Here is a 25,122-nt window from a genome sequence, read left to right on the forward strand (position 1 = left end):
ACGTCTAAAACTTTAGTCAACCTCATGAGAGATGTCAATACGTTTAGACGTCTAAATTTCTAATTATTTGACTGAGCATCTGAAATAGTTACAATTCACATAATCAATCAAGCAAATGAAACAGGTGTTATGGCTAAGTGGAATGGTGAATATATTCACCCTTATGCAGAACATGGTAAAAAATCTCAGCAGGTCAAGAAGATCACGGTTTCGATTCCCCTACGTGTTTTAAAAGTCCTGACAGATGAAAGAACACGGCGTCAGGTCAATAACCTTCGTCATGCAACAAACAGCGAACTTTTATGTGAAGCATTTCTGCATGCATTTACAGGTCAGCCGCTTCCCGATGATGAGGACCTGCAAAAAAATAATCCTGAACTCGTACCAACGAAGGTTCGAAAAATTTTAGAAGAGCGCGGGCTACCGATCCCTGATCTGGATGATTTAGACGCAGTCGAAGATTAACCCTTTCTCATCAATTCTACTCACAAACCATGTCATGCCACCGCCACAAGGATGGCATGTACTGTTCAAGGATGTAGCGAGCAATGTGATTTAAAAGGGAAAGAATGGTGTAGTCGAGTCAGGTCGTTTCAAAGTTTCTCACTTGCTCATCCACCAAGGTGGTCATGCCCATCATAAAAACGGTTTAACCATACACAAAGAGATAATGAAAGTAGATGGATCGAAGAGGTAGATGCATGGAAGAGAATAAGCAAAAGCCGTATCAAGCGACCTTGATACGGCTTTAAAAATCAGAAAATTAAGACTGCATGTAGTTTTTAGGCAACTCAATCTGAGCAACACCTGATTCAATCGCAGCATTGGCAACTGCCAAAGCAACGCGTGAACAAAGTCTTGGATCCATTGGTTTAGGAATAATGTACTCCGGGCCAAACTCAAGTTTATCAACCTTCGAGGCTTTTAAGACTTCAGCCGGAACTGATTCTTTCGTGATTTCACGGATCGCATGTACTGCAGCGACTTTCATTTCGTCATTAATGGCTGTTGCACGTACATCCAATGCACCACGGAAAATGAATGGGAAGCAAAGTACATTGTTGACCTGGTTCGGATAATCAGAACGACCTGTCGCCATAATTAAGTCATCGCGTGTTGCTTTTGCCAATTCAGGTTTGATTTCTGGATCTGGGTTTGAACATGCGAAGACAACAGGGTTTTTATTCATCAGCTTCAATGCTTCTGGAGGTAACACATCTGGACCTGAAACACCAACAAAGACATCAGCGCCTTCAATTGCATCTTCAAGCGTTCTTCTATCTGTATTATTTGCAAAGAGCTGCTTGTATTCATTTAAGTCATCACGGCGCGTATGGATCACCCCTTTACGGTCAAGCATGTAGATTTTTTCACGCTGCGCGCCACATTTTATCAAAAGCTCCATACATGCAATCGCGGCTGCACCTGCACCCATACAGACGATTGTTGCCTCGTGGATCTCTTTACCTTGGATCTCTAGTGCATTCAACAAGCCTGCTGCGGTGACGATTGCCGTACCATGCTGGTCATCATGGAAAATTGGCACACTACAACGTTGAATCAACTCTTTCTCAATTTCAAAACACTCAGGCGCCTTAATATCTTCTAAGTTAATGCCACCAAAGGTGTCTGCAATGTTTGCAACCGTATTAATAAATTCTTCTGTAGTACGGTGACGGACTTCGATATCAATCGCATCCAAGTTCGCAAAACGTTTGAAAAGAAGCGCTTTCCCTTCCATCACAGGTTTCGATGCCAACGGGCCTAAATTACCAAGACCTAGAATGGCTGTTCCATTGGAGATCACCGCAACAAGGTTACCTTTTGCAGTATATTGATATGCATTGTTTGGATCTGCTGCAATCTCGCGAACTGGCTCAGCAACACCCGGACTATATGCGAGTGCAAGATGCTCGACTGTCTCAGCGGGTTTTGTCAGCTCGACACTAATCTTGCCTGGAACTGGATGAGAATGATATTTGAGGGCTTTTTCTTTGAAGTCTGCCATGATGCGCTTATTTTCCTGCGAATTGCTGTTATACGACTTAATTGCTGTTTATAAGACAATAGAGTGAAATTGAGCGATACATTACTCTTATTTCTAGTATTTTCAAGCGAAATTGACAAATTTTCACTCAAAATTGAACTGTTCATACCAGTTAGGTACTCTTTTATCTCTTTTTTATTACTTTCTATCGATTTTAACCGATATTCACATCAGTTCTTTGCACATTAGCAGCAAAAACCGAATTACCTTATCCATACAGATAAGCTGAATTTTCTACAAAAATCAATTTTATTAACGAGATAGTAAAGTAAATTCACAAGAATTTCGGAGTCTCAGAAAAAATAACGAAAAAAAGCAAATTCATGCAGGTTTATGCAATTTTATCGACTACTTTTCAGATTTTTACAGCAAAATACTATTCATTTTATTAAATATGAAGATCTGCTGATCTTTCACGAACCCAGCTGTTACTGGAGAAAAGCATCAATCACGGCTCAAGGAGAGAAGTTTGCTCATTCCAAATAAACAACGAGCAACCAAAGCGTGGCTTTTCAGCCTGTTTTTGGATCACTCAGGAAAGCAATGTGATGAACCAAGAAATCCGTCATAGCATAGTAACCTGAGTGATTTTATTTAATCTTTTATCTTGATTAAAACAGAAGTATCCATTCTCCCCAAACCTCTTTCTTGAAGAGCCTGATACTCACGATCAACTTCTTTGGTAAGCGGCATGTCGAGGTTGTGTTTTTTGGCTTCATCCAGACAAATGCCTAAGTCTTTTCTCATCCAGTCGATAGCAAAGCCAAAGTCAAACTTGTCTTGAGACATGGTTACAGCTCGATTCTCCATTTGCCATGAGCCTGCCGCACCATGTTTCAGTACACCCACAACTTGCTCAATATCCAGTTTGGACTTCTGTGCCAAAACAATCGCTTCACTCAGTCCCTTTAACACACCAGCAATACAGATTTGATTGACCATTTTGCAACGCTGGCCTTGACCATGACCACCTAGTAACGTTGCTTGCTTTGCATAGCTATCCAGCAGTGGAGAAACAGCCTCAAAAATATCATGTTCACCACCACACATCACCGTGAGTGCACCATTCTGAGCACCGGCTTGCCCACCGGATACTGGCGCATCAATAAAATGAATTCCTTTTTCAGCACATGCAGCTGCCAGCTCTTCGGCCAATTCAGCAGAGGTCGTTGTATGGTCGATCATCACGCTACCTGCTTGCATACCTGCCAGTACACCATTTTCACCATATACAACACTTCTCACGTCATCATCATTGCCGACACAAATGGCGACAACATCAGCTTCTTCCGATGCCAGCTTTGGTGTATGGCAATATTCACCTTTATATTGGGATTCCCATTCCCTACCTTTCGACTCAGTTCTGTTATAAACCTTGGTGCTGTAGCCAGCATTCGAGACATGCCCAGCCATTGGGTAACCCATGACACCTAAGCCAATAAATGCTACTTTTTCTAAATTCATCTTCTTACTTCCTATCTTTCCCAGAATTCATTTTTATCTAAATTCTTTCATTCTTGTTGTATTTTCTTTTTTGTATCAATAATTAAGACAGAGTGAGCACGAACACCCTATCCATACATTTAAAAAAATGAATGCTTAATGCTCAGTCAATCGTGAGATCTGGACGACGCCGATAAGAGACCTGTTTTTTGAAAAGCCGGTTAAATACCGTAATTAAGTGATTTGGCCTTCCCAATACTTTTTTCTGGAGTTTGGTTTCTAAATGCAGTGCTGACTTTTCACTTTCATGCCAGGATTCCTGAAACAGCTTTTTTGCGTAACTCATCGCATCAGGAGAACGCTCTTTGATGGTTCGACAAAAGTCCAGCGCATCTTCCATCGGATCATGGCTGACATGTGTCACTAAATGAATGGATTTTGCTTCCGCGGCATCGATCACTTTTCCTGTCATCGTCAGCTCTTTGGCAATATCAATCGGCATGAGTTCTCGTAAGCAAATACTGCCCCCCATATCCGGAATCAACCCCCACTGACTTTCCATCACTGAAAAACGACACTCCGTATGGCTGTAGCGAAAGTCAGCACCCAAAGCAATCTGTAAACCACCGCCATAACAAACACCATGAGTGACAGCAATCACAGGAACGGGCAGCGTTCGCCATAAATAACAGACTTCCTGCGCAAGATTCGCAACCTGCTCTGTTTCATCCCGTTTAAGCAATGCATAGACATTTGCCGGATTTTTGATGACGGAAGGGACATCCAGCCCTGAACAAAAGCCTTTTCCTTCACCACATAAAATCACAGCTCTGATATCACGATCTTCTCGAAGAGATAAAGCCGCATCACGGATCGCTTCAAACATTGGGATAGTCAGGGAATTGTATTGTTCTGGTCGGTTTAAAGTCACCGTTGCAATTTGGTCTTCGGAGATGACTCGCACTAATTCTGACATAAGCATTTTCGTTCAAAAGGAAATTGATGCCTTTGTTTATAAAGGTGAACATGTTTCTAATCAAGGAAATAATCCAAGCGAATTCGTTTTTTCCTTAAATCAAAATTCGCTTTATTGGATCTTGAAGCGGCCAACCTGCTCATCGAGGCCTCTAGAAATACAGCTTAAATTCTCGGACTCATCCGACATTTCCGTCACGAGCTGACTCGTTGCATCTGCCGCATCAACAATCGCGCTAATATTTCGATTCAACTCCTCAGAGACAGCCGTTTGTTCCTCAACGGCAGCAGCAATCTGAGCTGTCATATCCGTAATGTTATTTGTGGCAGAAACGATACTGTCCAATGATTCGCCCGACTTCATTGCACTTGTCACCGAAATCTCACTTTTTTGCTGGCTTTCGCGCATTGCATTCACCGCAGATGCCGTGCCTTGTTGAAGCCGCTGGATCATGTTCTGAATTTCAGCTGTACTCTCAGCCGTTCGGCTTGCCAGTGCCCTGACTTCATCTGCGACCACTGCAAATCCACGTCCCTGCTCACCTGCACGTGCAGCCTCGATTGCAGCATTCAAAGCAAGCAAGTTTGTTTGCTCTGCAATACCTCGGATGACATCAAGTACTGTCACAATACCCGCCACATCATTCTCAAGAGCGTCCATAACACCCGCTGCATCATTCAGTTGTGTCGATAATTCACGAATGTTTTCGATTGAATCCATGAATATTGTTTGTACAGAGTTTGTTTCTACTTTGGCATTCTCTGCGGCTTCTGCGGTCATATGTGCATTCGAGGCAATTTCCTTCGCTGTGGCTGCCATTTCTGTCACAGCTGTTGCCACTTGATCAGTCTCGTGTCTTTGTGCATCAATCTGTCCCTGCGTGCTGCCTGCGACACCGTTCACCATTTCCGCTACACCCGTCAAACGCACAATATTATTTTGAATCGAACAGACCAAGGTCTGAATCTTTTCTACAAATACATTAAATGCACAGGCCAATGCTCCGATTTCATCATTTTTTAAAACTTCAATTCGGGCAGTGAGGTCGCCTTCTCCTTCAGAGATGTCTTCAAGTGCTTTCACAACGCTGAGCATCGGATTCATGACCAGTGAACGAGTCAAAATAAACAAGAATGTCAGTACGATAATGTCCAAGATAACAACCTGAATAAACTTTGAGACCGCTGCTTGCTTTAAGGCATTCGAAATCACAGCATGATCGATATAAATTTCTGCTTTACCAACAATTTCTACTTTATCTGAGCCTTCTTCACTGTATGTCAGCTCAACGATTTTCATCTTTGTTGGATCGTACTCAACAGCCTCTTCAGGTGCAGCTTCCTGCTCTTGAGCGCCTTCTTCTCCCTCTTCACCTTCAGCTTTCGAGTAGACAGTCTCCATCACCTTGCCGTCTTTATCCAGCAACCTGATTTTACTGACAAATTTCGATTTAACCTCGGAACCCATGACAACTTTCAATAGTGCATTCTCATAGTTCCAAATGGCTGGTGGCAGATTTAACTGGAGTCGATAGGCTATCAGATCAAGCGTGTTGTCTTGTATTTCTTCAAGCTCATTACTTTTTGAAAAGTAATCATAAACACCAAATCCGGAAATTAAGGCTGTGATAATGACAAAAGCAACTGCGATAAGCTTGACGAGAATACTCTTCTTCATTCTTACCCCCACATCCTGACGTTAAAAACGTCCACGCAGGACTGTGATCGTTACAACGTATTCATGACATAACAAAAACAATAGTTCATGATTGCCTATATTGAAAATCTTCAAAAAATCTGAGAACAGTACACATTAAAAAATTTGCTGGTTGAGTAAGGTCTATTCGACATGCTTAAACTTAAGCATCAGATACAAAACAAAGATCAGCCCTAAGTCTAAAAACACCAAGTAAAGCAAACGATCAATAAACATGTCGTTCAGTATATGATTCACTGACAAGGGATTTGTGACCACTTTTAATGTGCCGACATGCCGCCCCATTGAGGCATTCTCCGAAGGAGTATAAATTAAGTCCATATGATATATCTGCTGACGTACAGGTGCTATCCAATAATGCAAAGGATGATGTGGGTCGGAGCCATGGGAGCAGCCATGAAGCGGACTACCTTCTCTTTCCTCGGGCTGAAACGAGGTCACTGGCTGCCCATCCCGATCATTAACCTCCAGTGACAAGATCCCAACATTGATCCCTTCAAGAGAAAGAAAAGCCTGAATCTGTTCAATCTCCTGGGTCCATATCTTTGGAGGGATCACGTAACCCAGCCGCTTTTGTAGATGCAGCACGCTGCCTTGTTGTTGTTTCAGTAGATACTTTTTAAGACTGCTGATATCCAGCCAGATGAATAGTCCATTGATCATCGTGATCGCAATCACGGCCATCAAAATGATGAAATTTTTAGCGCCCAAGCCCTCAACCTTCGCACAAAATCCTGATCCATGAACTCAGTGTATACCAAGATTGAAACCCGCTCGTGGTTTCGAGTTGTTCAAAAAGTCACTCGCTGGTAGAATGCGCGCCGACCATTCATCTCGTCTTACAACTACATACTGATGTACACCTGAATGCGTAACCTCACTCAATCACGACGTACATCAACAACAAAGGCAGTAAAAAGTATGAATAATGCACTTCTGTTTATTATCGCCGCGTTTATTTGGGGCTCGACCTGGATCGTGATCACATTTCAATTGGGAGAAGTTGACCCTGTTGTTTCGATAATTTATCGCTACGTACTTGCTGCATTCATCTTATTTGCTTTTTGTTTCCTCAAAAAAATCCCGATGAGATTTTCTCCCTTACAACACTTTCTGATGGCAATTCAGGGGATCTTTATGTTCGGGATCAACTATTGGGCTGTGTATAAAAGTGAGGAGTATATAGTCAGTGCTTTGGCCGCTGTCGTCAGTACAGTGATGGTTTATACAAATGTATTCTTTTCATTTATGTTTTTAAGGCATCCAATCACATCCAATGTTATGGTTGGTGGCAGCATTGGTATTTTGGGGATCCTGTGTATCTTTTTACCTGAAATACAGGTAGACACAAACTCTGATGAATTCTGGTATGGCGTCTTCTTCTCCGTCCTTGGTTGCTCTATTGCGTCACTCGGGAATGTGATTTCCAGCTATAACCAGAAACATGAATTGCCTGTCATCCAGTCCAACGCATATGGCATGCTGTATTCTTCCATTTTCCTCACTTGTATTGCGCTTGCACTTGGCATTGATTTCAACTGGGATAACCGCCCGGAATACCTCTATTCGATGCTGTATCTTGCTGTTTTCGGTTCAATTTTTGCTTTTGGCGCTTACATCACCCTGCTTCGAAATATCGGTCCAGGCAAAGCAGGCTATGTCGTTCTAGTTTATCCAATTGTCGCGATGATCTTCTCAAGCATTTTTGAGAATTACCAGTGGCGAGCTGAGACTTTCATGGGTATTGGGCTGATTGTATTTGGTAATTTGATTGCTATGGGCAAACTCAATGTTGTTAAGCAGTCCATATTGAAAGTGGCAAAGGTGAAAGTAAACAGAGCTTAAACAAGCAGCCGCCAGATATACTGGCGGCTGTTTTTGGGTGAATTGTTTTATGAAAACAACAGTGTCATCGCTTTCACCATAAACACCATAAAATGTTTTTCCATAAAACATATAATTGATTGAATACCATCTCCAGATCCTCCTTATTCGTTGTGGCTCGGAGAATACACACGTTTCATCTTCACCTCCTTATCCGTGATGCATTTTCATACTTAAGAATTAAGTACCTCATTCAATACTTAACACAATTTGGGAACAAATGCCAAATTAAATAGTACTTTTGGTTGATATGCATCAACTATGTTCTATCAAGCCCCTGTTTCACGATAGAAACCGGATCCTGATGGAGAAGCACATCACTGTGTGGAAAAGCTGTCTCAAGGCGCACTTCAATTTCTTCTGTGATCCGATGAGCTTCCACAAGCGGCAGATGATCATCTAATTCAATATGCAACTGAATAAATAGCGTTTTTCCAGACTGTCTTGTTCGAAGTGCATGTACACCATGTACATCCGGATGAGAGGAAGCCAGCGACTCGATTTGCACTTGTGTTACTTCATCCACTTCTCTATCCATCAGTGTGTCTGCACTTTCCTTCGCAACCTGAAACGCAGAAACAAGGAGGTAAACACCAATAAATATCGCAATCAAGCTATCTGCACTTAGAAATCCATAGCCAGGTAAGAGAAGACCAATGATGACGGCGAGATTCATCAACAGATCACCTTTATAATGAACATGATCTGCTTTGATGGCGACAGAGTTTGTATGCTTGATCACCCAGTGCTGTATCAACAATAAGCCAAATGTTACGAGAATAGCGAATACACTCACTGCGATGCCAAAAGGCACATGCTGTATTGTCTCTGGCGTATTCAGGCGTTGCAAACTGTGTACGATAAGTAATACAGACGAACCAGCGATAAACGCGGCTTGTGCTAAACCAGCGATCCCTTCGGCCTTTCCATGACCAAAGCGATGCTCATTATCTGCAGGGCGAACTGCATACGTGATCACCAGAAAATTTAATGTCGACGTCATGACATCCAGCATCGAATCTGTTAAAGACGCTAAAATACTCGAGCTTCCTGTCAACATCCAAGCAATCATCTTACTTGCGATGAGTATGATTGCCGCAGTTATGGATGCGACTCCAGCAACTTTTACCGCTTTTTCGTAGGTCATGACCTGTTGTTAACTCCCGCCAGCAAACCCATGCTGACGCCAGGCTTCATAGCTAATGATTGCAACGGCATTTGATAGATTCAAACTACGACTATTTGGTTGCATCGGAATACGAAGCCGACAATCTTGTGGCACACTTTCGATAATTTCCATAGGCAAACCTTTTGTCTCTGCTCCGAATAATAAGACATCGCCTTGCTCATAAGTGAGCTGATCATGAGGGCGACTCCCTTTTGTCGTGCAAGCCAAAATCCGCTTGCCTGCCATTGCAGTTAAGAATGCTTCGTAATTTGCATGAATGGTCATATTCGCCAGATCTTGATAATCCAATCCTGCACGTCTCAATTTCTTTTCTTCCAAATCAAAACCCAAAGGCTCGATTAAGTGAAGTCGACAACCGTTATTCGCCGCTAATCGAATAATATTCCCTGTATTCGGGGCGATTTGGGGTTCATGCAGTGCAATATGAAACATCAGAAGATCCTAAACAACCAAAAGCAAGGAGTATATCGAGCAGCCTATCTATCGGCAACACTTCAAACCTCAGCCTTCAATTCTCACCGATAACAGGAACAAAGCGCTTAAAAATCAAGCGCCCGTTTTATTTTCCATTTCATATGCTTAGATAGCATACAGCTATCCCCTTTCCTATCACATTGATAAAACATAAAATTGCACCTAACTTTTAGTAAGAAAAACCAATTGTAACGATCCGTATCGTATACAGCGTTTGGAGAGCTTGTCTCAATGAATCTGTCACAGAAGCTTTTAAGTGCTTTTTTCGCAACAATTGTTATCCCAATTGTCATCATACTTGTGATTGTGATTGTCCAGAATCGCAACCAGGCATTGGATAATTTCATGTCTGCAAATGTCCGCGAGGCAAGACAGATTGATTTTGCGCTCAATACTTTCTTCGATGAAATTGGTAAAGACGCCTGTTATTTAGCGAGCCACCCATTTATTCAACAAATGGATGAGACAGTTCAAGACTACAAAAACATTACTGGCTCTGTTCCCTTGAAATCAGCAACCGCTGGCGGTATCGAACAAAAAATCTATGAAGTTTACCGAGACTTTGGGATCACACATAAAAATATTAAATACGTTTATTCTGGAATTAAAACGAATCAATATATTCAATACCCAGCCGATGCCATTGCGCCGCCTAACCCAGGTGAAACTGGCTACTTCCCAACAAAACGTGCGTGGTTCCCGCTTGGAATGAAGGTTGGGCATAACCCAGGACGAACTGAAGCTTATTATTATGCCCCTGAAAAAGCTTTTTTGATTAGCTTTGTCTGTGGTTTTAAAAATGGAAATGGTGTTCAAGCACTCGACATTTCCTTAAGCAATCTGGAAAAAACAGTTGCAGAAGTCAAAATTGGTGAAGGCGGTTATCTCATGCTGGTTGAAAAATCCGGCAAAGTACTCGTTGACCCCAGATTTTCTGAACATGCGAATAACATGATTGAAGAGATCTCTGGTGGTAAATATAAAGAAATCGCCAACATGTCAGAAGGCATCATTCACATCGATATCGATGGAGAAGACTTTCTTGCAAACATCTATACATCAGAAAAACTCGGTTGGAAAATTATTGGCTTGGTCAGTATGGATGAGGTCATGGCTCCTGCGAATAACTTGACCTACACCATCATTGTCATTGGTTTGATCTTACTCGGTGTCTTCATGGCTATTGCTGTGTTCTTATCCAGACGTTTAACCAAACCGATTGCGATGGTTTCAACGGGTCTCGAAGATATTTCGAAAGGCGGTGGTGACTTGAGCAGACGCTTGACTGTCTCTGGTAATGACGAAACAGCCCTGCTGGCAGATTCTTTCAATCACTTCCTAGGTTCTATCTCAAATCTAGTGACTGATATTAAGCAAACAGCCAATCAGGTTAGTCGTTCAGCAGAAAACGCACATGATTTGACTTCTTCTGCAAACGAGTCCATTCAGCAGCAACAAATGGCGATGGATATGGTTGCAACAGCAATAACCGAAATGTCTGCGACAGCCAATGAAGTGGCACAAACCTGTGCTGGTGCAGCGAACTCTGCACAACACACGCAACAATCCACGGAAAAAGGACAGCATCAGGTCGACCAAATGCTCTCTGGGATGCAAACACTTGGTGAAATGATCCAAAGCGCAGCCGATAATATCGTGACTCTCGATAGTGAGAGTGAAAACATCACTTCGATCCTCGACGTCATTCGAGGTATTGCAGAACAAACGAATTTACTAGCACTCAATGCAGCGATTGAAGCAGCACGAGCGGGTGAGCAAGGTCGAGGGTTTGCGGTAGTCGCAGATGAAGTTCGCGCGCTGGCACAACGTGCTCAGGAGGCCACGCAAGAGATCACACAACAACTTGAGCAGCTCCGTTCCATGACTCGCTCTATCTCGGGTGAAATGGAGAAGAGCCTCGACCAATCAGAACGCGCTCTCAATCTATCGAATGAGGCAAAAGCAACCTTTGACTCCATTAATTCATCCATCATTGATATCAGTGATATGAATACCCAGATTGCCGCAGCTGCCGAAGAACAGCACCAGGTTTCTGAAGATATCAATAAAAATATGGAGCAAATCAGGGATGCATCGAATGATGTTGCAGGGATTGCAGGCCAAGTCGATGAAACAGCCTCTGAGCTTCATGACTTTTCAGATACCCTCAATGATTTAGTCGGTAAGTTTAAAACATAAACAAACCGAATAACGTTTCAAAAAAGCGGCTGTTGAACAGGCCGCTTTTTTATTTCACGACTCGCTCACTCCCTTTTATCGACCATTTCACTAAGCGCCCAACCCATTGATTTACTTTTTATTAATGAAATTAATATAGTTAGTTTGCAATTCCTGGTCTGAGCTGTTAGTATTTCGAACGTTTTTCGGACGAGTGAATTCAAGGTATGAAAAAATTAACACAACTACTCGTCGTTACAGCGCTAACATTCATTTCCCATACTGCAGTAGCGGCACCTGATTATTTCGAATGTAAATTCATTCAGCAAAGCTTAGAAGATCTCTATAACGTTCAAAGGAGAGCGTACTTTGAAGAGATCAGTCATTACTTAAAAGGGCGCGAGCAATCCCTCCGAGAGCGCTTCTACCGCCTTTGCTCAGAATACAGCACAGAAAGCTTATCTTTGGCAGAAGCGAACTACACAACGCGTCAGGAGCTAAAAGAAGTCCCTTCTACGACAGAAGCAGGTAAACTTCGACTCGAAGCCATTTCACCAGCGATGGGAAGAAAGGTCGAAGCTTGGTACCAATACTACAAGCAACCACGTGTATGTTCACATGCTGGCAATATGTCAATGTTTGTCGATTGTGTTGAGTTTCGTAAGCAAGCCAAGGAGATTTTCGAGCTTGCCTGGACCATTTACCATCGTGACACAATGCATGCCAGCAACTAATTCAAAAGGCTGATGCGCTAAAGCACCAGCCTAACCAATTGATTTTAAATTATTTTATTCCATTTCGCTTTCTTCAAAAATCTTTCATCAAATTTAACGAACAACCAAATCAATTTTCTTCATTTTCTTCTTTTCTCGATCTTCAGCAGAATAGCTTCCACAGAAAAAAGATGAATCGGGTTGTTATCAATTCTCACCCTATAGACTTGTGAGAAAACCCAAAGCAAAGTGAGAATAAATCATGTATACAGTCATTTTTGGAAGACCAGGATGCCCTTATTGCGTCCGAGCAAAAGACGTTGCAGAAAACCTGAAGAATCAACGTGATGACTTTAACTTCCGATATGTTGATATGCATGCAGAAGGGATCACAAAAGCGGATTTAGAAAAAACAGTCGGTCAGCCTGTTTTGACTGTCCCACAAATTTTTGTCGATAAAGACCATGTCGGCGGCTTCACTGAATTTGAAGCATATGCAAAAGCGAATTTAGGACTGTACGCGGCTGAAGCGTAACTTGTCTAGACAACGGAATCCCTTAAGTGCATTTCCCGGATCGGCAGGCTGAACTCCCCTTTTTCAGCCTGCCTTGAAAGGAAATCAGAGAACAACCGTTCTCATACTTCAACATCAGAATCCACATTCCTTGATGTTACCCAGTCAACCGCACGGGGGTTGGCTGGGGATTTTTCTTTATCTGATATTTGCATTTCATATTTAAATCATGAAAAATTCAGCCCATTCCAAAATGTTCAATGCAACGTTATGTCATATACAGCACAACTTCCTCAAGATATAAAGCAGATGGTTTCCATCGCGCTCGCAGAAGATCTCGGCAATTTACCAGCAAAAGAAGGGGATATCACAGCAGCTTTGCTACCCGATGCAACCATAGCAACCGCAACACTCATCACACGGGAGCACGGTATCTTCTGTGGCCGAGCCTGGATGAACGAAGTTTTTCATCAATTGGGTAACCAAGTCCAAATCAACTGGTCTGTCCAGGATGGCGACCCAATTCAACCCAACCAGGTTCTTTGCGCACTCAAAGGTCCAGCACGACTCCTGCTGACAGGAGAAAGAACCGCGATGAACTTCGTACAGACACTCTCAGGGACTGCAACGATGACGCACACCTATTGTGAACAAATCAAAGAGACAGATGTACGACTGCTGGATACACGCAAAACGATTCCAGGGATGCGAACTGCACAAAAGTACGCAGTCAAATGTGGTGGTGGTTATAACCATAGGATCGGTTTATATGACGCGTTTTTGATTAAAGAAAACCATATTGCTGCATATGGCTCTATCGAGAAAGCCGTCCAAGCTGCTCATCAGCTCTCACACAATAAACTCGTCGAAGTCGAAGTCGAAACACTAGATGAACTTCAAGAAGCAATCACTGCAAAAGCAGATATTGTCATGCTGGATAACTTTTCTGTCCAAATGATGCAGAATGCGGTCCAAATCAATCAAAATCATGTGAAATTAGAAGTATCTGGCAACGTAACACTGGACACTATCGCTACATATGCTAAAACTGGTATAGATTACATTTCCGTCGGAGCATTGACCAAACATGTAACTGCGATTGATTTATCTATGAGGTTAACATTTTTGAAAGAATGATGATTTCTCATGGTTTTTTCGTTTAAAAATTAACCTTTTTGATAGAAAGTTAAACTTTTTGCATATTTTTGGTTGCTTTTTTATTAAAAATGGCGAAAATATGCAAGCCCCCATTAATCAACTTGAATTAGGTTACGGAGAAGTTGAAGATGAAACGAACTAACCAAGGTTTTACCCTTATCGAATTGATGATCGTACTAGCAATCATCGGTATTTTGGCAGCAGTGGCAATCCCACAGTACAGACAATATCTAATTACAACAGACATCCAAACTGATGTGAATAGCGCAATTCGTACATTCCAAACAGATGTTACGACATGGGCGTCTACAAACGGTAGCATGCCTGACGCAACTCAAGTTGCACAACAACTTGGCTATGACACAACTAAGTTTGGCGTTTTAGCTACTTCAGGGGAAAAAATCTCTAGTATGGCACTTGTTGATGCACCTGATACGACTGATGGTTGGGACGGTATTGCAGTAAGAATTACTTTTGAGAATACTGGTAATGATACTGTTGATACAAAAACTGTTGATTATATTGGAGTACTGAATACGCAAACCGGTGCTATTGCTTGGGGTATAACTCCTACAACTGCAGACCAAGTTCCTGTAAACTTCTTAAATAAGTTTAAGAATGTTGCTAATCTGCCTGCAAACCTTGCTACAGCACTAGAAGGCAAAACTCCTAATCCATAATACGGCTTAGTTATTTAAAATTTATTTAAGGCGGTTGAACCGCCTTTTTTTTTATCTAACAAACTGACTATACTAAGTAAACTCATAAAGAAGTCGGAAGAATCCATCCATGATTGGTTTAATAGGATTTCTCGATGCGCAATCGCTCGTTGATCAAAAAAAGTTAGAGCCGCTCAAAGAGCTCTATCGACAAAGTCCAGCCAAAGCGTTGGAAAACATGATAGACAATAAACTGGTCGATTTTGCGAAGCTTGCCTCTCTCCTTGGTGACTATTATGGTTACCCGCAAATTCAGCTCAAGCACTGCTGTTTTGAAGAACTCTCGGAGGAAGTGAGAAACGAAAAGCTCTGCAAAAAGCATATGGTTTTTCCAATTCATCAACGCGGAAAAACACTCTTTTTAGCCACCGCTGATCCAACAAATTTTTCTCCACTTGAAGATTTCCAGTTTAACACTGGCTTAACGGCTGAGTTTGTCGTGACTTCCGCCGATGAGCTGGCTAATCACCTGGAACAAACCTTCGATAATTTAGATGACACCTTAGCTGGAAGTGATTTGGAAGGCATGGGCGATATTGAAACTGTCGATGAAGGAGAGAAGGAGGGGGAAGGGGATGGCTCTGACGATGCGCCTATTGTTGTCTATATTAATAAAGTACTCATCGACGCGATCCGTAAAGGCGCATCCGATTTACACTTTGAGCCTTATGAGAAGTCATACCGGATCCGTTTTCGAATTGATGGTGTCTTGCACGAAATTGCAAGCCCTCCAGTACAATTGTCACAGCGGATATCTGCCCGCTTAAAGGTCATGTCTCGCCTGGATATCGCAGAACGGCGAATACCACAGGATGGCCGTATAAAGCTTAAGCTTTCGGCAAAAAAAGCCATTGACTTCCGGGTGAGTACCTGTCCGACCCTCTGGGGCGAAAAAATCGTCATGCGGATCTTGGACTCTTCCAGTGCGATGTTGGGGATTGACATTCTTGGATACGAAGCTGTACAAAAAGATTTATATATGGATGCCCTACACCAACCACAAGGGATGATTTTGGTGACAGGACCAACAGGGAGTGGTAAAACAGTTTCCCTTTATACAGGGCTGAATATTCTCAATACCCCTGAGAGAAATATTTCTACCGCAGAGGATCCGGTAGAGATCCAGCTCCCTGGGATTAACCAAGTCCAGATGAACCCAAGAGCTGGCCTTGACTTTTCAGCAGCACTTAAATCTTTCCTTCGTCAGGATCCTGATATCATCATGGTTGGTGAGATCCGGGATTTAGAGACTGCCGAAATCGCGATTAAGGCAGCACAGACAGGCCACTTGGTCCTATCCACATTGCATACCAACTCGGCTCCAGAGACTTTAACACGGCTTATGAATATGGGAGTACCTTCCTATAATATCTCTAGTTCAGTGAGTCTCATTATTGCGCAGAGATTGGCAAGGCGATTATGTGGCAAGTGCAAAGCACCTGAAGAAATTTCAAGAGAAACACTGATTGATACCGGATACAAGGAAGAAGAAGTTGATTCACTGACCTTGTATAAGCCTGTCGGTTGTGAGCATTGTACGGATGGATACAAGGGGCGCCTTGGTATTTATGAAGTAATGAAAATATCACCAACGATAGCTAAAATTATTATGGATAATGGAACTTCTCTGGATATTGCTGAACAAGCCCAAAAAGAAGGGGTGAATAATATTCGACAGTCCGGCCTGAAGAAAGCCGCAGATGGACTAACCAGTCTTGCAGAAGTTAACCGTGTCACCGCGGGTTAAAGAGGATAAGCACTTATGGCAGTGGCAGCAAAAGCAAAAAAAGCGAAAGTAAAAATCCCTGATACTTATACCTGGGTTGGCGTCAACCGTAAGGGAAAGAAAATTGAGGGGGAAATGCAGGGTGGCTCTATTCTAGAAATCAAAGGCCTCCTTAGAAAACAAGGGATCACCCCCTCCAAGGTCAAGAAGAAACCAAAGCCACTTTTTGGGGAAAGTAAAGGAAAAATCACCGGTAAGGATATGGCGACCCTTTCCCGTCAAATTGCGACCATGCTGCTTGCGGGTGTATCTTTAATCCAAGCGATCGAAATGCTTGCGAAAAGCGCACCCACCCCTGCGATGAAATCACTGCTTCAGGATATTTATGCACAAGTCGCTTCTGGCCGGAATATGAGCGAGGCGATTCGGGAGCATCCAGACCACTTCGACGAACTATATTGTGACCTTGTAGCCAGTGGGGAGCAATCTGGTGCATTAGATATCGTATTTGATCGAATTGCAACCTATAAGGAAAAATCCGAAGCTCTCAAGTCAAAAATTAAGAAAGCGCTCTTTTATCCGATTGCAGTCTTATTTATTGCAATGGCTGTCACCGTGATCATGCTTGTCTTTGTTATTCCACAGTTTGAAGAAATTTATCAAAGCTTTGATGCTGAGTTACCTGGATTTACCCAAATGGTCATTAATATCTCGCATGGACTACGTGACAATGCTGCAATTTGGGTTGTGAGTATTGCAGCAATCGTGATTGGATTTAAAATGGCGCATAAAAATAGTGAAAAATTCCGCTATAAAGTCGATGAAATGTCACTTAAAATCCCTGCGATTGGTGCAATATTAGATAAAGCCGCTGTCGCTCGCTTTTCTCGAACACTATCCACCACCTTTGCTGCAGGTGTCCCACTCGTTGAAGCATTAGAATCTGCTGCTGGGGCATCAGGTAATCTCACCTATAAAGAGGCAATCTTGTCCGTATCTGCTGACGTACAAACCGGTAGTCCACTTGCAATATCCATGGCCAGTACCGCCAAATTTCCCGATATGGTTCTACAGATGGTCGGGGTAGGTGAAGAGTCCGGTGCGCTGGATGATATGCTTGCCAAAGTTGCGAGTATCTATGAACAGGAAGTCGATGATGCCGTTGATGGTTTGGCAAGTATTATCGAGCCGATGATGATGACCTTCATCGCTGTTTTGATGGGTGGTTTGATCATTGCGATGTATCTTCCTGTCTTCAAACTGGGCGAAATTGTATAAAGAAAAAATATGCTAGATAACGTTGTATTATTACTTCAAGAGCCACAGTTTCTCTGTGGCTTTATTTTTGTTGTGGGTGCTGTTGTTGGCAGCTTTTTAAATGTTGTGATTTATCGTCTTCCGGTGATGCTCAATCGAGAATGGAAGCAGGAGTGCCATGCCTATTTACAAGAAGATTATCAATTACCTGAACTAGAAAAGCCTTCCCAGCCTTTTAATTTGATTGTCCCAGTCTCTACCTGTCCAAAATGCCAAAGTGAAATCAAGCCTTGGCATAACTTACCCATCGTCGGCTGGTTAATGCTGAAGGGAAAGTGTGCAAACTGTAAAAGTTCAATAAGTCCACGTTACCCAATTATTGAAGCGATAACGGCTATCATGTCGCTGTTTGTCGCCGCTCGTCTTGGATTTGGATTAGAGCTTGTTGTGATGTTGCTGCTCACTTGGGGACTCATTGCCCTGACCTGGATTGATATTGATACCATGTTGCTGCCAGATCAGCTCACTCTACCACTGCTTTGGCTTGGTTTACTCGCTTCAACTGCTGGACTAACGATCTCACCCACAGAAGCAATCATTGGCGCCGCAATTGGCTATTTAAGCCTCTGGAGTGTCTATTGGTTATTCAAATTGCTCACAGGCAAGGAAGGCATGGGCTATGGTGATTTTAAGTTGTTGGCGGTTTTTGGCGCCTTCCTCGGCTGGAAATATATCCTGCTCATTATCTTGCTCTCTTCTTTTGTCGGTGCGATCATTGGCTCAATTTTGATTTACGCGAAACACGACGGTGAAAGTAAGCCTTTCCCATTTGGCCCTTATATTGCCATCGCTGGCTGGATTGCCATTTTTTGGGGAGAACAGATACTCACTTGGTATATGGGCTTTTTCGCTAACTGAATGAAAAGGAAGTAATGTCTCATTTCATTGTTGGATTAACCGGCGGCATTGGTAGTGGTAAAACGACCGTCGGTTTACAATTTGAAGCACTCGGTATCGATAGTGTCGATGCAGATATTGTCGCCAGAGAAATCATGGCGCCTGGTGACATTGCACTGACTGAAATCACCAAGCGATTTGGCAAGCAAATTCTCGACGCCCAAGGGCAACTGGATCGGCGCAAACTACGGGAGATCGTATTTGCAGATCCGAACGAAAAAGTCTGGCTAAACCAACTCACCCACCCACTTATCCGAGCACGCATGTTTGAAGCGCTTCAACAAGCGCAAAGTCCCTATGTATTATTAATTGCCCCACTGCTGCTTGAAAATGGCTTAGAGCAACATTGCAATCGCGTCCTGATTGTTGATGTTCCAGAGTCTGTACAAATCGAACGTACAAGCCAAAGAGATAAAGTTGCAGCGACGCAGGTTGAACAAATCTTAGCAAGCCAGATCAATCGCTCTGAACGATTAAAACGCGCAGATGATATTATTCACAATACAGGGTCAATTGAGCAGCTTCAGGCTCAAGTGGATACCCTGCATCATTCGTATTTATTAAGTGCAAGTGAGAAATCACTTACAAAATAGTGCTTTCAACGTTATGATTAATAAAGCGCGCGAACAATGACCATAACACAATGAACAATTGGGCAATTTACGAACATCCATTGAATGAAAAGTTAAAGCTGTACTTACGATTCGAGCAACTGCTCCTATGGTTGTATGAGTATCAGCCGAATTCTCATGGCGAATGTATTGGCTACTTCAATCGCCTGTTTGATGTCATGACCCTGTTAGAAAAGGGCGACATCCGCACCGATCTGGTCAAAGAGTTTGAAAAAGCAGAGCGTCAGCTTGTTCAATGGTCAGAACATCCCCAAATTGATTCTGAAGCTTTAGAAGAAACACTTCAACAGGTCATCCGCATTCAACGAGACGCGAATGTATATGTTTCGATTATGACTGATCTCAAACAGGATCAGTTTCTTTCCTCTATCCGTGCACGATTTAATATGCCTGCTGGATATTGTTACTTTGACTTACCGCAACTGCATTATTGGGTCAATCAACCTGAATCCGTGCGTCAAAAGCAAATTGAGCACTGGAACCAAGTCCTCTCCCCACTTCATGAGGCCATTTCGCTAGCATTGCAGTTTATCCGCGAACGCGCTAACTTCGAAGAAACTAAGGCCCCAAATGGCTTTTACCAAGCAAGTACCGAATCTGTCGAGTTACTTCGTATTAAATATGATATGGATACTGAGCTTTACCCGACAGTCAGCGGCAACCGTTATCGTTTCGCAGTCAGGTTTATGACTTTATGCAAAGACGAAGGCCGCTCTCACGCGGAAGAGTCGGTTCTATTTCAAATGGCTTGCTGCTAAGATCAGGGCATATTGCTGTAAGAGAACGAAATAATGAAAGTAAAGTGCCCAACTTGCCAAAAAGATGTGGAATGGTCAGCGTCATCAACATACCGACCTTTTTGTTCAAAGCGCTGCCAGCTCATTGACTTGGGGGAATGGACAGAAGAAGAACATGTTATTTCAGAGCCTGTCATTCCCGGCTATAACATAGACGTTGATGAATTCGCGATTGATGATGACAACCCACTGAAGCATTAAGCCCCTAAGTCACATTTCAGCTTTTTTTTGCGGGTGTTGTACCAAGATCACCCGCATTCAACCCTACGTTACCTCACTTATTTTTACCTAATTTCAATACAAACGTTTGATATCATCAACTTTTCTATTCCATTTGACCGATTAAATTACAAGTTATTTTCTTATACAATCCCCGCCGAAAGCAGTACCCAATAAAACAACACATGCAAGGAACTGTTTTATGTTATTTCAAAAAACGCGCGTAATGTTCACTACTTTTTTCCTCTCTCTGTTTTTCTTATTTGGTTGTAATGGAGATGGAAATTCTTCGAGTGAAAAATCAACAGCCACTGGGCAACACGGACAGCTGGTTGTTCAAATCAAGAGTGATAAAGTCCAACCTGCACCATCCGCTGAGGCACTTGTAACCACAGTTGCGGGTGACGAAAAGCCAAAGACGCTTTTGAGCCGTACTGTCGAGCCTGATTTCGATATGAATATTCATTACTTCCGACTGATTGGCAGCGGGCCGGGAGATGCCAATTTTAGCCTTGATACATTGGATAATACGCATGAAGTTAAAGTGAACAATGTGATTATTGGTGATTGGCGCATTGAGGTTGAAGCGTATAATGCGGCAGGTGACTTATTAGCAAATGGCGTTACGTCGACCACAGTTGAGCTAGCGGGCAATGTCAATTCAGAAGTGACTTTGAATTTACTCTCTGGTGATGGGATGTTCAACTTAGCCTTCGACTTAGAAAAAAAGCTCGTCTCTAACCCAGCCTACAAAGCACATTTAACTGACGAAAAAAATAACCTTATCCCATTAGAACTTGTCGATGAAAGCAACGATGATGACACGCATATCAAAATGCGCCTCATCGCCCATCATGCATTAAAAACGGGTTACTATAAACTCATTATCGAGGTCCGTGACAAAGGGAAGAATGGTGATAAAAATCACTTGGTCGCCGGCCGAGCAGATACGGTTCGTATCATCAAAGATCAGCTGACCGATGCAACATATGACTTAAAAGGCGTACCAGGAATTGGCAATTTCAATTTTGAGACAAAAGTGAATTGGAATGCACCGATTGATGTTCAATTTGTAGAAACAGATAAGTATCATGATTCTTTTCACTTTTTAAGTGAAACACCGTTTACAATGTCAGTGGAGATACCAAGCAACGATCTAGATGCAGGTAATATCACCTACATTTGGTATTTATTAGGGCAACCTGTCGAAGTGGGTAAGTCAGAAATGATGATTGATCCCCTTGATTATCCCCTTCCCTCCGATGGAAGTAACTCGATTGGAAACCGCTTTCTACCTGGGCATTATGATGTGGACGTTTACGCCCTCAATGTCGATGGGACTCGGCTAGGCTCCACACGATATACATTTGTCGTCACAGGCGATCCAACGGTGATTGGACACTAATGCGAAAACGTTCACCACCTTCAACGGAGGTAGTGAACGTTCCCTGAATAATCTTTACACGAATCATTTGAACCACACCTTCTTCATTCCCCCCAGCCCTTGCACATTTTCTAACAAGATTTGAGCCCGTCTGGAATTTGCCATTTTGTCGCTTTACAGCCAGATAAAGCGAGCATGGCTGCTCAGATAACGATTTTTTCATGAATGATTACCACTGAGAGGGGCGCACAAAAAATACAGAATGCACCTATAGAGTTTGAATGAGCACTGGAAAATCCCCGCTATTTCGTTAGATCTCGATAGCGGGGAGAATTAGGTTAATCTTTTTGAGGACGCATATGTGGGAACAATAATACATCACGAATTGACGGTGCATTCGTAAACAACATCACCAAACGATCGATACCAATCCCTTGTCCAGCTGTTGGTGGCATACCATGCTCCAATGCGGTGACGTAATCTTCGTCATAGAACATCGCTTCATCGTCGCCAGCTTCTTTTTGATTCACCTGATCACGGAAGCGCTCTGCCTGATCTTCAGCATCATTCAACTCAGAGAAGCCGTTTGCGATTTCACGACCACCAACGAACATTTCGAAACGATCGGTAATGAACGGGTTGTCGTCGTTACGACGTGCCAATGGAGAAACTTCAGCCGGATATTCTGTGATGAACGTCGGGTTCATCAAACGGTGTTCTGCCACTTTTTCAAAGATTTCGATCTGAACTTTACCCAAACCGTAGCTGCTCTTGATTTCAAGACCTAAGTCTTTCGCAACTGCTGTTGCAGATTCAAGCTCATCCAACTGTGCTTCTGTCACGTCTGGCATGTATTTTAGAATCGCTTCTTTCACTGTTAAACGATCAAACTTCTTGCCAAAATCATACACTTCGCCTTGGTATTCTATCTGAGTTTTACCGACAATCTCAGTTGCGATCCCTTGAAGCATTGCTTCTGTCAGGTCCATCAAATCATTGTAATCCGCATACGCCATATAGAACTCAAGCATGGTGAATTCTGGGTTATGACGTGTAGAAAGTCCCTCATTACGGAAGTTTCTGTTGATTTCGAAGACGCGATCAAATCCGCCGACAACAAGACGCTTCAAGTAAAGCTCTGGTGCAATACGTAAATAAAGCTGCATATCAAGAGCGTTATGATGCGTAATGAATGGACGTGCAGAAGCACCACCAGGGATTGTTTGCATCATCGGCGTCTCAACTTCCAGGAAGTCTTTTTCGATGAGGAAGCTACGGATGTACTGAACAATCTTCGTCCTCAGTACAAATGTATTGCGGCTTTCTTCGTTTGCAATCAGGTCTAGATAACGCTGGCGATAGCGCTGCTCTTGGTCTGTTAATCCGTGGAACTTGTCTGGCAATGGACGAAGTGACTTTGTGAGAAGACGAATATCATCCACCCAAACGGTTAATTCACCTGTTTTGGTTTTGAACAGCTTTCCTTCTGCACCAATGATGTCACCCAAATCCCATTTTTTGAATTCTTCGTTGTAGAAGCCCTCCGGTAGGCTGTCACGTGCAACATAAACCTGAATTTTGCCGCTGACATCCTGAAGGGTTGCGAAACTTGCTTTACCCATGATCCGGCGCGTCATCAGACGACCTGCTACTTTCACACGGATTTCTGTCTCTTCCAACGCTTCCTTGTCCATCGCATCGTATTGAGCAAGAATGTCTTTAGAAATATCTTCGCGACGAAAATCATTTGGGAACGCAACACCCTTCTCACGCAGGGTTGCAAGTTTCGACTTACGCTCAGCAATCAGTTTATTGACGTCGGTTACTTCTGGCGTTGTATTTTGCTGGTCTGCCATGAATATTTTCCTATTTTCACTCTCTTACGTTATACGATGCATTGTTTGCATCTTTTCAAAATTAATTCTTTAAAATAAATGCGATCAGGCATACCGCCTAGTCTTGGCGCTTTATAAACCTGACTTTAAGCTGGCCTCAATAAATCGGTCGAGATCTCCATCAAGTACAGCTTGGGTATTTCGATTTTCTACGCCTGTACGCAGATCTTTGATCCGCGAGTCATCAAGCACGTAGGAGCGGATTTGACTCCCCCATCCGATATCGGACTTGCTGTCTTCAAGCGATTGTTTTTCTTCATTTTGCTTTTGCAGCTCTAACTCATAGAGTTTTGCTTTAAGCTGCTTCATCGCTTGATCTTTGTTTTTATGCTGCGAACGGTCATTCTGACATTGCACAACAACACCCGTTGGTAAGTGGGTGATCCGGACTGCGGAATCAGTTCGGTTGACATGCTGACCACCAGCACCTGATGCGCGGTAAGTATCAATACGTAAATCTGCCGGATTGATATCAATTTCAATTGAATCGTCAATTTCCGGATAGACAAATACAGACGCAAATGATGTATGACGACGGTTACCAGAATCAAAAGGTGACTTACGCACTAATCGGTGAACACCCGTTTCTGTTCTTAACCAGCCAAAGGCAAAGTCGCCCTTAAAACGAATTGTGGCACTTTTGATGCCTGCAACATCACCATCAGAGACTTCGATGAGCTCGGTTTTAAAGCCTTTCGCTTCGCCCCAGCGAAGATACATACGAAGGAGCATACTTGCCCAATCTTGTGCTTCTGTACCACCTGAGCCGGATTGCAAATCAATGTAGCAGTCCGAAGCATCATGCTTTCCAGAAAACATACGACGAAATTCAAGCACTTCGAGTTTGCCTTCAAGCTCTTGTAATTCTGATTCTGCTTCTGCAAAAGTATCTTCATCTTCTGCTTCAACCGCAAGCTCAAGTAAGCCTTCCACATCATCTAACCCCGTGTCCAAAGACTCGATGGTTTCAACAACAGCTTCTAATTCAGATTTTTCTTTTCCAAGTGCCTGCGCCTTTTCTGGCTGATTCCAAACATTTGGGTCTTCTAATTCACGGGAAACTTCTTCTAAACGCTCTTTCTTAAAAGCGTAGTCAAAGGTACCCCCTCAGGAGTTCTGTGCGCTCGCCCAGCTCCTTAATTTTGTTCTGTACAGGATTTAACTCAAACATACTCTACAAATGAATTCATATTGAGATTTAATAAACGGGCTATCTTAACGCAATTTTGCACATAAAACTGCCC

Annotated in this window: 23 protein-coding genes and 1 pseudogene; 14 read left to right on the forward strand and 10 right to left on the reverse strand. The window is 42.8% G+C overall.

Annotation, left to right across the window (positions count from 1 at the left end):
- Positions 1-129: 129 nt before the first annotated feature.
- Positions 130-465, forward strand: a complete 336-nt coding sequence (gene metJ, locus C505_RS0107920; protein WP_018692064.1) for a met regulon transcriptional regulator MetJ — start codon at positions 130-132, stop codon at positions 463-465.
- Between the two features lie 298 nt (positions 466-763).
- Here the strand turns inward: metJ and C505_RS0107925 are convergent, their stop codons facing one another.
- The 5 genes from C505_RS0107925 to C505_RS0107945 all read right to left on the reverse strand — a co-directional run bounded on the left by C505_RS0107925 (position 764) and on the right by C505_RS0107945 (position 6,893).
- On the reverse strand, positions 764-2,008 hold the full coding sequence (locus C505_RS0107925; protein ID WP_018692065.1) for a malic enzyme-like NAD(P)-binding protein: 1,245 nt from the start codon (positions 2,006-2,008) through the stop codon (positions 764-766).
- Positions 2,009-2,641: 633 nt separating this feature from the next.
- Positions 2,642-3,511 (reverse strand): NAD(P)-dependent oxidoreductase, encoded by an 870-nt coding sequence (locus C505_RS0107930; protein WP_018692066.1) that lies wholly within the window; start codon positions 3,509-3,511, stop codon positions 2,642-2,644.
- 142 nt (positions 3,512-3,653) lie between these two features.
- Positions 3,654-4,466, reverse strand: coding sequence for a crotonase/enoyl-CoA hydratase family protein (locus C505_RS0107935; protein ID WP_018692067.1), 813 nt, complete (start codon positions 4,464-4,466; stop codon positions 3,654-3,656).
- A gap of 111 nt (positions 4,467-4,577) precedes the next feature.
- Positions 4,578-6,143: a methyl-accepting chemotaxis protein gene (locus C505_RS21795; RefSeq protein WP_018692068.1), complete on the reverse strand. Its 1,566-nt coding sequence runs from the start codon at positions 6,141-6,143 to the stop codon at positions 4,578-4,580.
- 162 nt (positions 6,144-6,305) lie between these two features.
- The gene (locus tag C505_RS0107945) at positions 6,306-6,893 is read right to left on the reverse strand and encodes a hypothetical protein (protein WP_157368905.1); all 588 of its coding nucleotides are present in this window, start codon (positions 6,891-6,893) and stop codon (positions 6,306-6,308) included.
- 210 nt (positions 6,894-7,103) lie between these two features.
- Here C505_RS0107945 and C505_RS21800 point away from each other — a divergent pair, with 210 nt between their 5' ends.
- A complete protein-coding gene (locus C505_RS21800; protein ID WP_018692070.1) occupies positions 7,104-8,027 on the forward strand; it encodes a DMT family transporter in 924 nt (307 codons plus the stop codon).
- Between the two features lie 298 nt (positions 8,028-8,325).
- Here C505_RS21800 and C505_RS0107955 read toward each other — a convergent pair whose 3' ends face one another.
- A complete protein-coding gene (locus C505_RS0107955; protein WP_018692071.1) occupies positions 8,326-9,213 on the reverse strand; it encodes a cation diffusion facilitator family transporter in 888 nt (295 codons plus the stop codon).
- Between the two features lie 9 nt (positions 9,214-9,222).
- The gene (locus C505_RS0107960) at positions 9,223-9,687 is read right to left on the reverse strand and encodes a tRNA (cytidine(34)-2'-O)-methyltransferase (protein ID WP_018692072.1); all 465 of its coding nucleotides are present in this window, start codon (positions 9,685-9,687) and stop codon (positions 9,223-9,225) included.
- 273 nt (positions 9,688-9,960) lie between these two features.
- Here C505_RS0107960 and C505_RS0107965 point away from each other — a divergent pair, with 273 nt between their 5' ends.
- The 12 genes and pseudogenes from C505_RS0107965 (at position 9,961) to C505_RS0108025 (ending at position 22,004) form a co-directional block, all read left to right on the forward strand.
- A complete protein-coding gene (locus C505_RS0107965) occupies positions 9,961-11,928 on the forward strand; it encodes a methyl-accepting chemotaxis protein (protein ID WP_018692073.1) in 1,968 nt (655 codons plus the stop codon).
- Positions 11,929-12,134: 206 nt separating this feature from the next.
- On the forward strand, positions 12,135-12,641 hold the full coding sequence (locus tag C505_RS0107970) for a hypothetical protein (protein WP_018692074.1): 507 nt from the start codon (positions 12,135-12,137) through the stop codon (positions 12,639-12,641).
- 241 nt (positions 12,642-12,882) lie between these two features.
- Positions 12,883-13,155: a GrxA family glutaredoxin gene (locus C505_RS0107975; RefSeq protein ID WP_018692075.1), complete on the forward strand. Its 273-nt coding sequence runs from the start codon at positions 12,883-12,885 to the stop codon at positions 13,153-13,155.
- 249 nt (positions 13,156-13,404) lie between these two features.
- Positions 13,405-14,271, forward strand: a complete 867-nt coding sequence (gene nadC, locus C505_RS0107980; protein WP_018692076.1) for a carboxylating nicotinate-nucleotide diphosphorylase — start codon at positions 13,405-13,407, stop codon at positions 14,269-14,271.
- Between the two features lie 149 nt (positions 14,272-14,420).
- Positions 14,421-14,523 (forward strand): annotated as a pseudogene (locus C505_RS24270) (pilin); the annotation flags it as partial.
- 558 nt (positions 14,524-15,081) lie between these two features.
- The gene (gene pilB / locus C505_RS0107995) at positions 15,082-16,758 is read left to right on the forward strand and encodes a type IV-A pilus assembly ATPase PilB (RefSeq protein WP_018692079.1); all 1,677 of its coding nucleotides are present in this window, start codon (positions 15,082-15,084) and stop codon (positions 16,756-16,758) included.
- A 15-nt stretch (positions 16,759-16,773) separates the two neighbouring features.
- Positions 16,774-18,015, forward strand: coding sequence for a type II secretion system F family protein (locus C505_RS0108000; protein WP_018692080.1), 1,242 nt, complete (start codon positions 16,774-16,776; stop codon positions 18,013-18,015).
- A gap of 9 nt (positions 18,016-18,024) precedes the next feature.
- Complete coding sequence (locus C505_RS0108005) at positions 18,025-18,912, forward strand: prepilin peptidase (protein ID WP_018692081.1); 888 nt, start codon at positions 18,025-18,027, stop codon at positions 18,910-18,912.
- 14 nt (positions 18,913-18,926) lie between these two features.
- A complete protein-coding gene (gene coaE / locus C505_RS0108010) occupies positions 18,927-19,544 on the forward strand; it encodes a dephospho-CoA kinase (protein WP_018692082.1) in 618 nt (205 codons plus the stop codon).
- Positions 19,545-19,594: 50 nt separating this feature from the next.
- The gene (gene zapD / locus C505_RS0108015) at positions 19,595-20,341 is read left to right on the forward strand and encodes a cell division protein ZapD (RefSeq protein WP_018692083.1); all 747 of its coding nucleotides are present in this window, start codon (positions 19,595-19,597) and stop codon (positions 20,339-20,341) included.
- Between the two features lie 33 nt (positions 20,342-20,374).
- Complete coding sequence (gene yacG / locus C505_RS0108020) at positions 20,375-20,581, forward strand: DNA gyrase inhibitor YacG (RefSeq protein WP_018692084.1); 207 nt, start codon at positions 20,375-20,377, stop codon at positions 20,579-20,581.
- 220 nt (positions 20,582-20,801) lie between these two features.
- Positions 20,802-22,004 carry a hypothetical protein gene (locus C505_RS0108025; RefSeq protein WP_018692085.1) on the forward strand — a complete coding sequence of 401 codons (1,203 nt, stop codon included), beginning with the start codon at positions 20,802-20,804 and terminating at the stop codon, positions 22,002-22,004.
- Here C505_RS0108025 and C505_RS24275 read toward each other — a convergent pair.
- From C505_RS24275 to prfB, 3 genes are all read right to left on the reverse strand, one after another.
- On the reverse strand, positions 21,973-22,206 hold the full coding sequence (locus C505_RS24275; protein WP_157368907.1) for a hypothetical protein: 234 nt from the start codon (positions 22,204-22,206) through the stop codon (positions 21,973-21,975). The two genes, C505_RS0108025 and C505_RS24275, sit on opposite strands and share 32 nt — an antisense overlap.
- Before the next feature lie 115 nt (positions 22,207-22,321).
- Positions 22,322-23,839, reverse strand: a complete 1,518-nt coding sequence (lysS, locus tag C505_RS0108030; RefSeq protein ID WP_018692086.1) for a lysine--tRNA ligase — start codon at positions 23,837-23,839, stop codon at positions 22,322-22,324.
- A gap of 111 nt (positions 23,840-23,950) precedes the next feature.
- Positions 23,951-25,049 (reverse strand): peptide chain release factor 2 gene (prfB, locus tag C505_RS0108035; protein WP_157368909.1). Its coding sequence is split into 2 segments (ribosomal slippage): positions 23,951-24,973 and positions 24,975-25,049, totalling 1,098 coding nucleotides; the frame shifts between segments, so codons are not numbered across the junction.
- Between the last annotated feature and the right edge of the window lie 73 nt (positions 25,050-25,122).

Source organism: Algicola sagamiensis DSM 14643 (assembly GCF_000374485.1).
Lineage (GTDB): Bacteria > Pseudomonadota > Gammaproteobacteria > Enterobacterales > Alteromonadaceae > Algicola > Algicola sagamiensis.

Coding starts and splice junctions, on each gene's coding strand:
- metJ (WP_018692064.1), top strand. CDS start 130: ATGGCTAAGTGGAATGGTGAATATATTCACCCTTATGCAGAACATGGT.
- C505_RS0107925 (WP_018692065.1), bottom strand. CDS start 2,008: ATGGCAGACTTCAAAGAAAAAGCCCTCAAATATCATTCTCATCCAGTT.
- C505_RS0107930 (WP_018692066.1), bottom strand. CDS start 3,511: ATGAATTTAGAAAAAGTAGCATTTATTGGCTTAGGTGTCATGGGTTAC.
- C505_RS0107935 (WP_018692067.1), bottom strand. CDS start 4,466: ATGTCAGAATTAGTGCGAGTCATCTCCGAAGACCAAATTGCAACGGTG.
- C505_RS21795 (WP_018692068.1), bottom strand. CDS start 6,143: ATGAAGAAGAGTATTCTCGTCAAGCTTATCGCAGTTGCTTTTGTCATT.
- C505_RS21800 (WP_018692070.1), top strand. CDS start 7,104: ATGAATAATGCACTTCTGTTTATTATCGCCGCGTTTATTTGGGGCTCG.
- C505_RS0107955 (WP_018692071.1), bottom strand. CDS start 9,213: ATGACCTACGAAAAAGCGGTAAAAGTTGCTGGAGTCGCATCCATAACT.
- C505_RS0107960 (WP_018692072.1), bottom strand. CDS start 9,687: ATGTTTCATATTGCACTGCATGAACCCCAAATCGCCCCGAATACAGGG.
- C505_RS0107965 (WP_018692073.1), top strand. CDS start 9,961: ATGAATCTGTCACAGAAGCTTTTAAGTGCTTTTTTCGCAACAATTGTT.
- C505_RS0107970 (WP_018692074.1), top strand. CDS start 12,135: ATGAAAAAATTAACACAACTACTCGTCGTTACAGCGCTAACATTCATT.
- C505_RS0107975 (WP_018692075.1), top strand. CDS start 12,883: ATGTATACAGTCATTTTTGGAAGACCAGGATGCCCTTATTGCGTCCGA.
- nadC (WP_018692076.1), top strand. CDS start 13,405: ATGTCATATACAGCACAACTTCCTCAAGATATAAAGCAGATGGTTTCC.
- pilB (WP_018692079.1), top strand. CDS start 15,082: ATGATTGGTTTAATAGGATTTCTCGATGCGCAATCGCTCGTTGATCAA.
- C505_RS0108000 (WP_018692080.1), top strand. CDS start 16,774: ATGGCAGTGGCAGCAAAAGCAAAAAAAGCGAAAGTAAAAATCCCTGAT.
- C505_RS0108005 (WP_018692081.1), top strand. CDS start 18,025: ATGCTAGATAACGTTGTATTATTACTTCAAGAGCCACAGTTTCTCTGT.
- coaE (WP_018692082.1), top strand. CDS start 18,927: ATGTCTCATTTCATTGTTGGATTAACCGGCGGCATTGGTAGTGGTAAA.
- zapD (WP_018692083.1), top strand. CDS start 19,595: ATGAACAATTGGGCAATTTACGAACATCCATTGAATGAAAAGTTAAAG.
- yacG (WP_018692084.1), top strand. CDS start 20,375: ATGAAAGTAAAGTGCCCAACTTGCCAAAAAGATGTGGAATGGTCAGCG.
- C505_RS0108025 (WP_018692085.1), top strand. CDS start 20,802: ATGTTATTTCAAAAAACGCGCGTAATGTTCACTACTTTTTTCCTCTCT.
- C505_RS24275 (WP_157368907.1), bottom strand. CDS start 22,206: ATGAAAAAATCGTTATCTGAGCAGCCATGCTCGCTTTATCTGGCTGTA.
- lysS (WP_018692086.1), bottom strand. CDS start 23,839: ATGGCAGACCAGCAAAATACAACGCCAGAAGTAACCGACGTCAATAAA.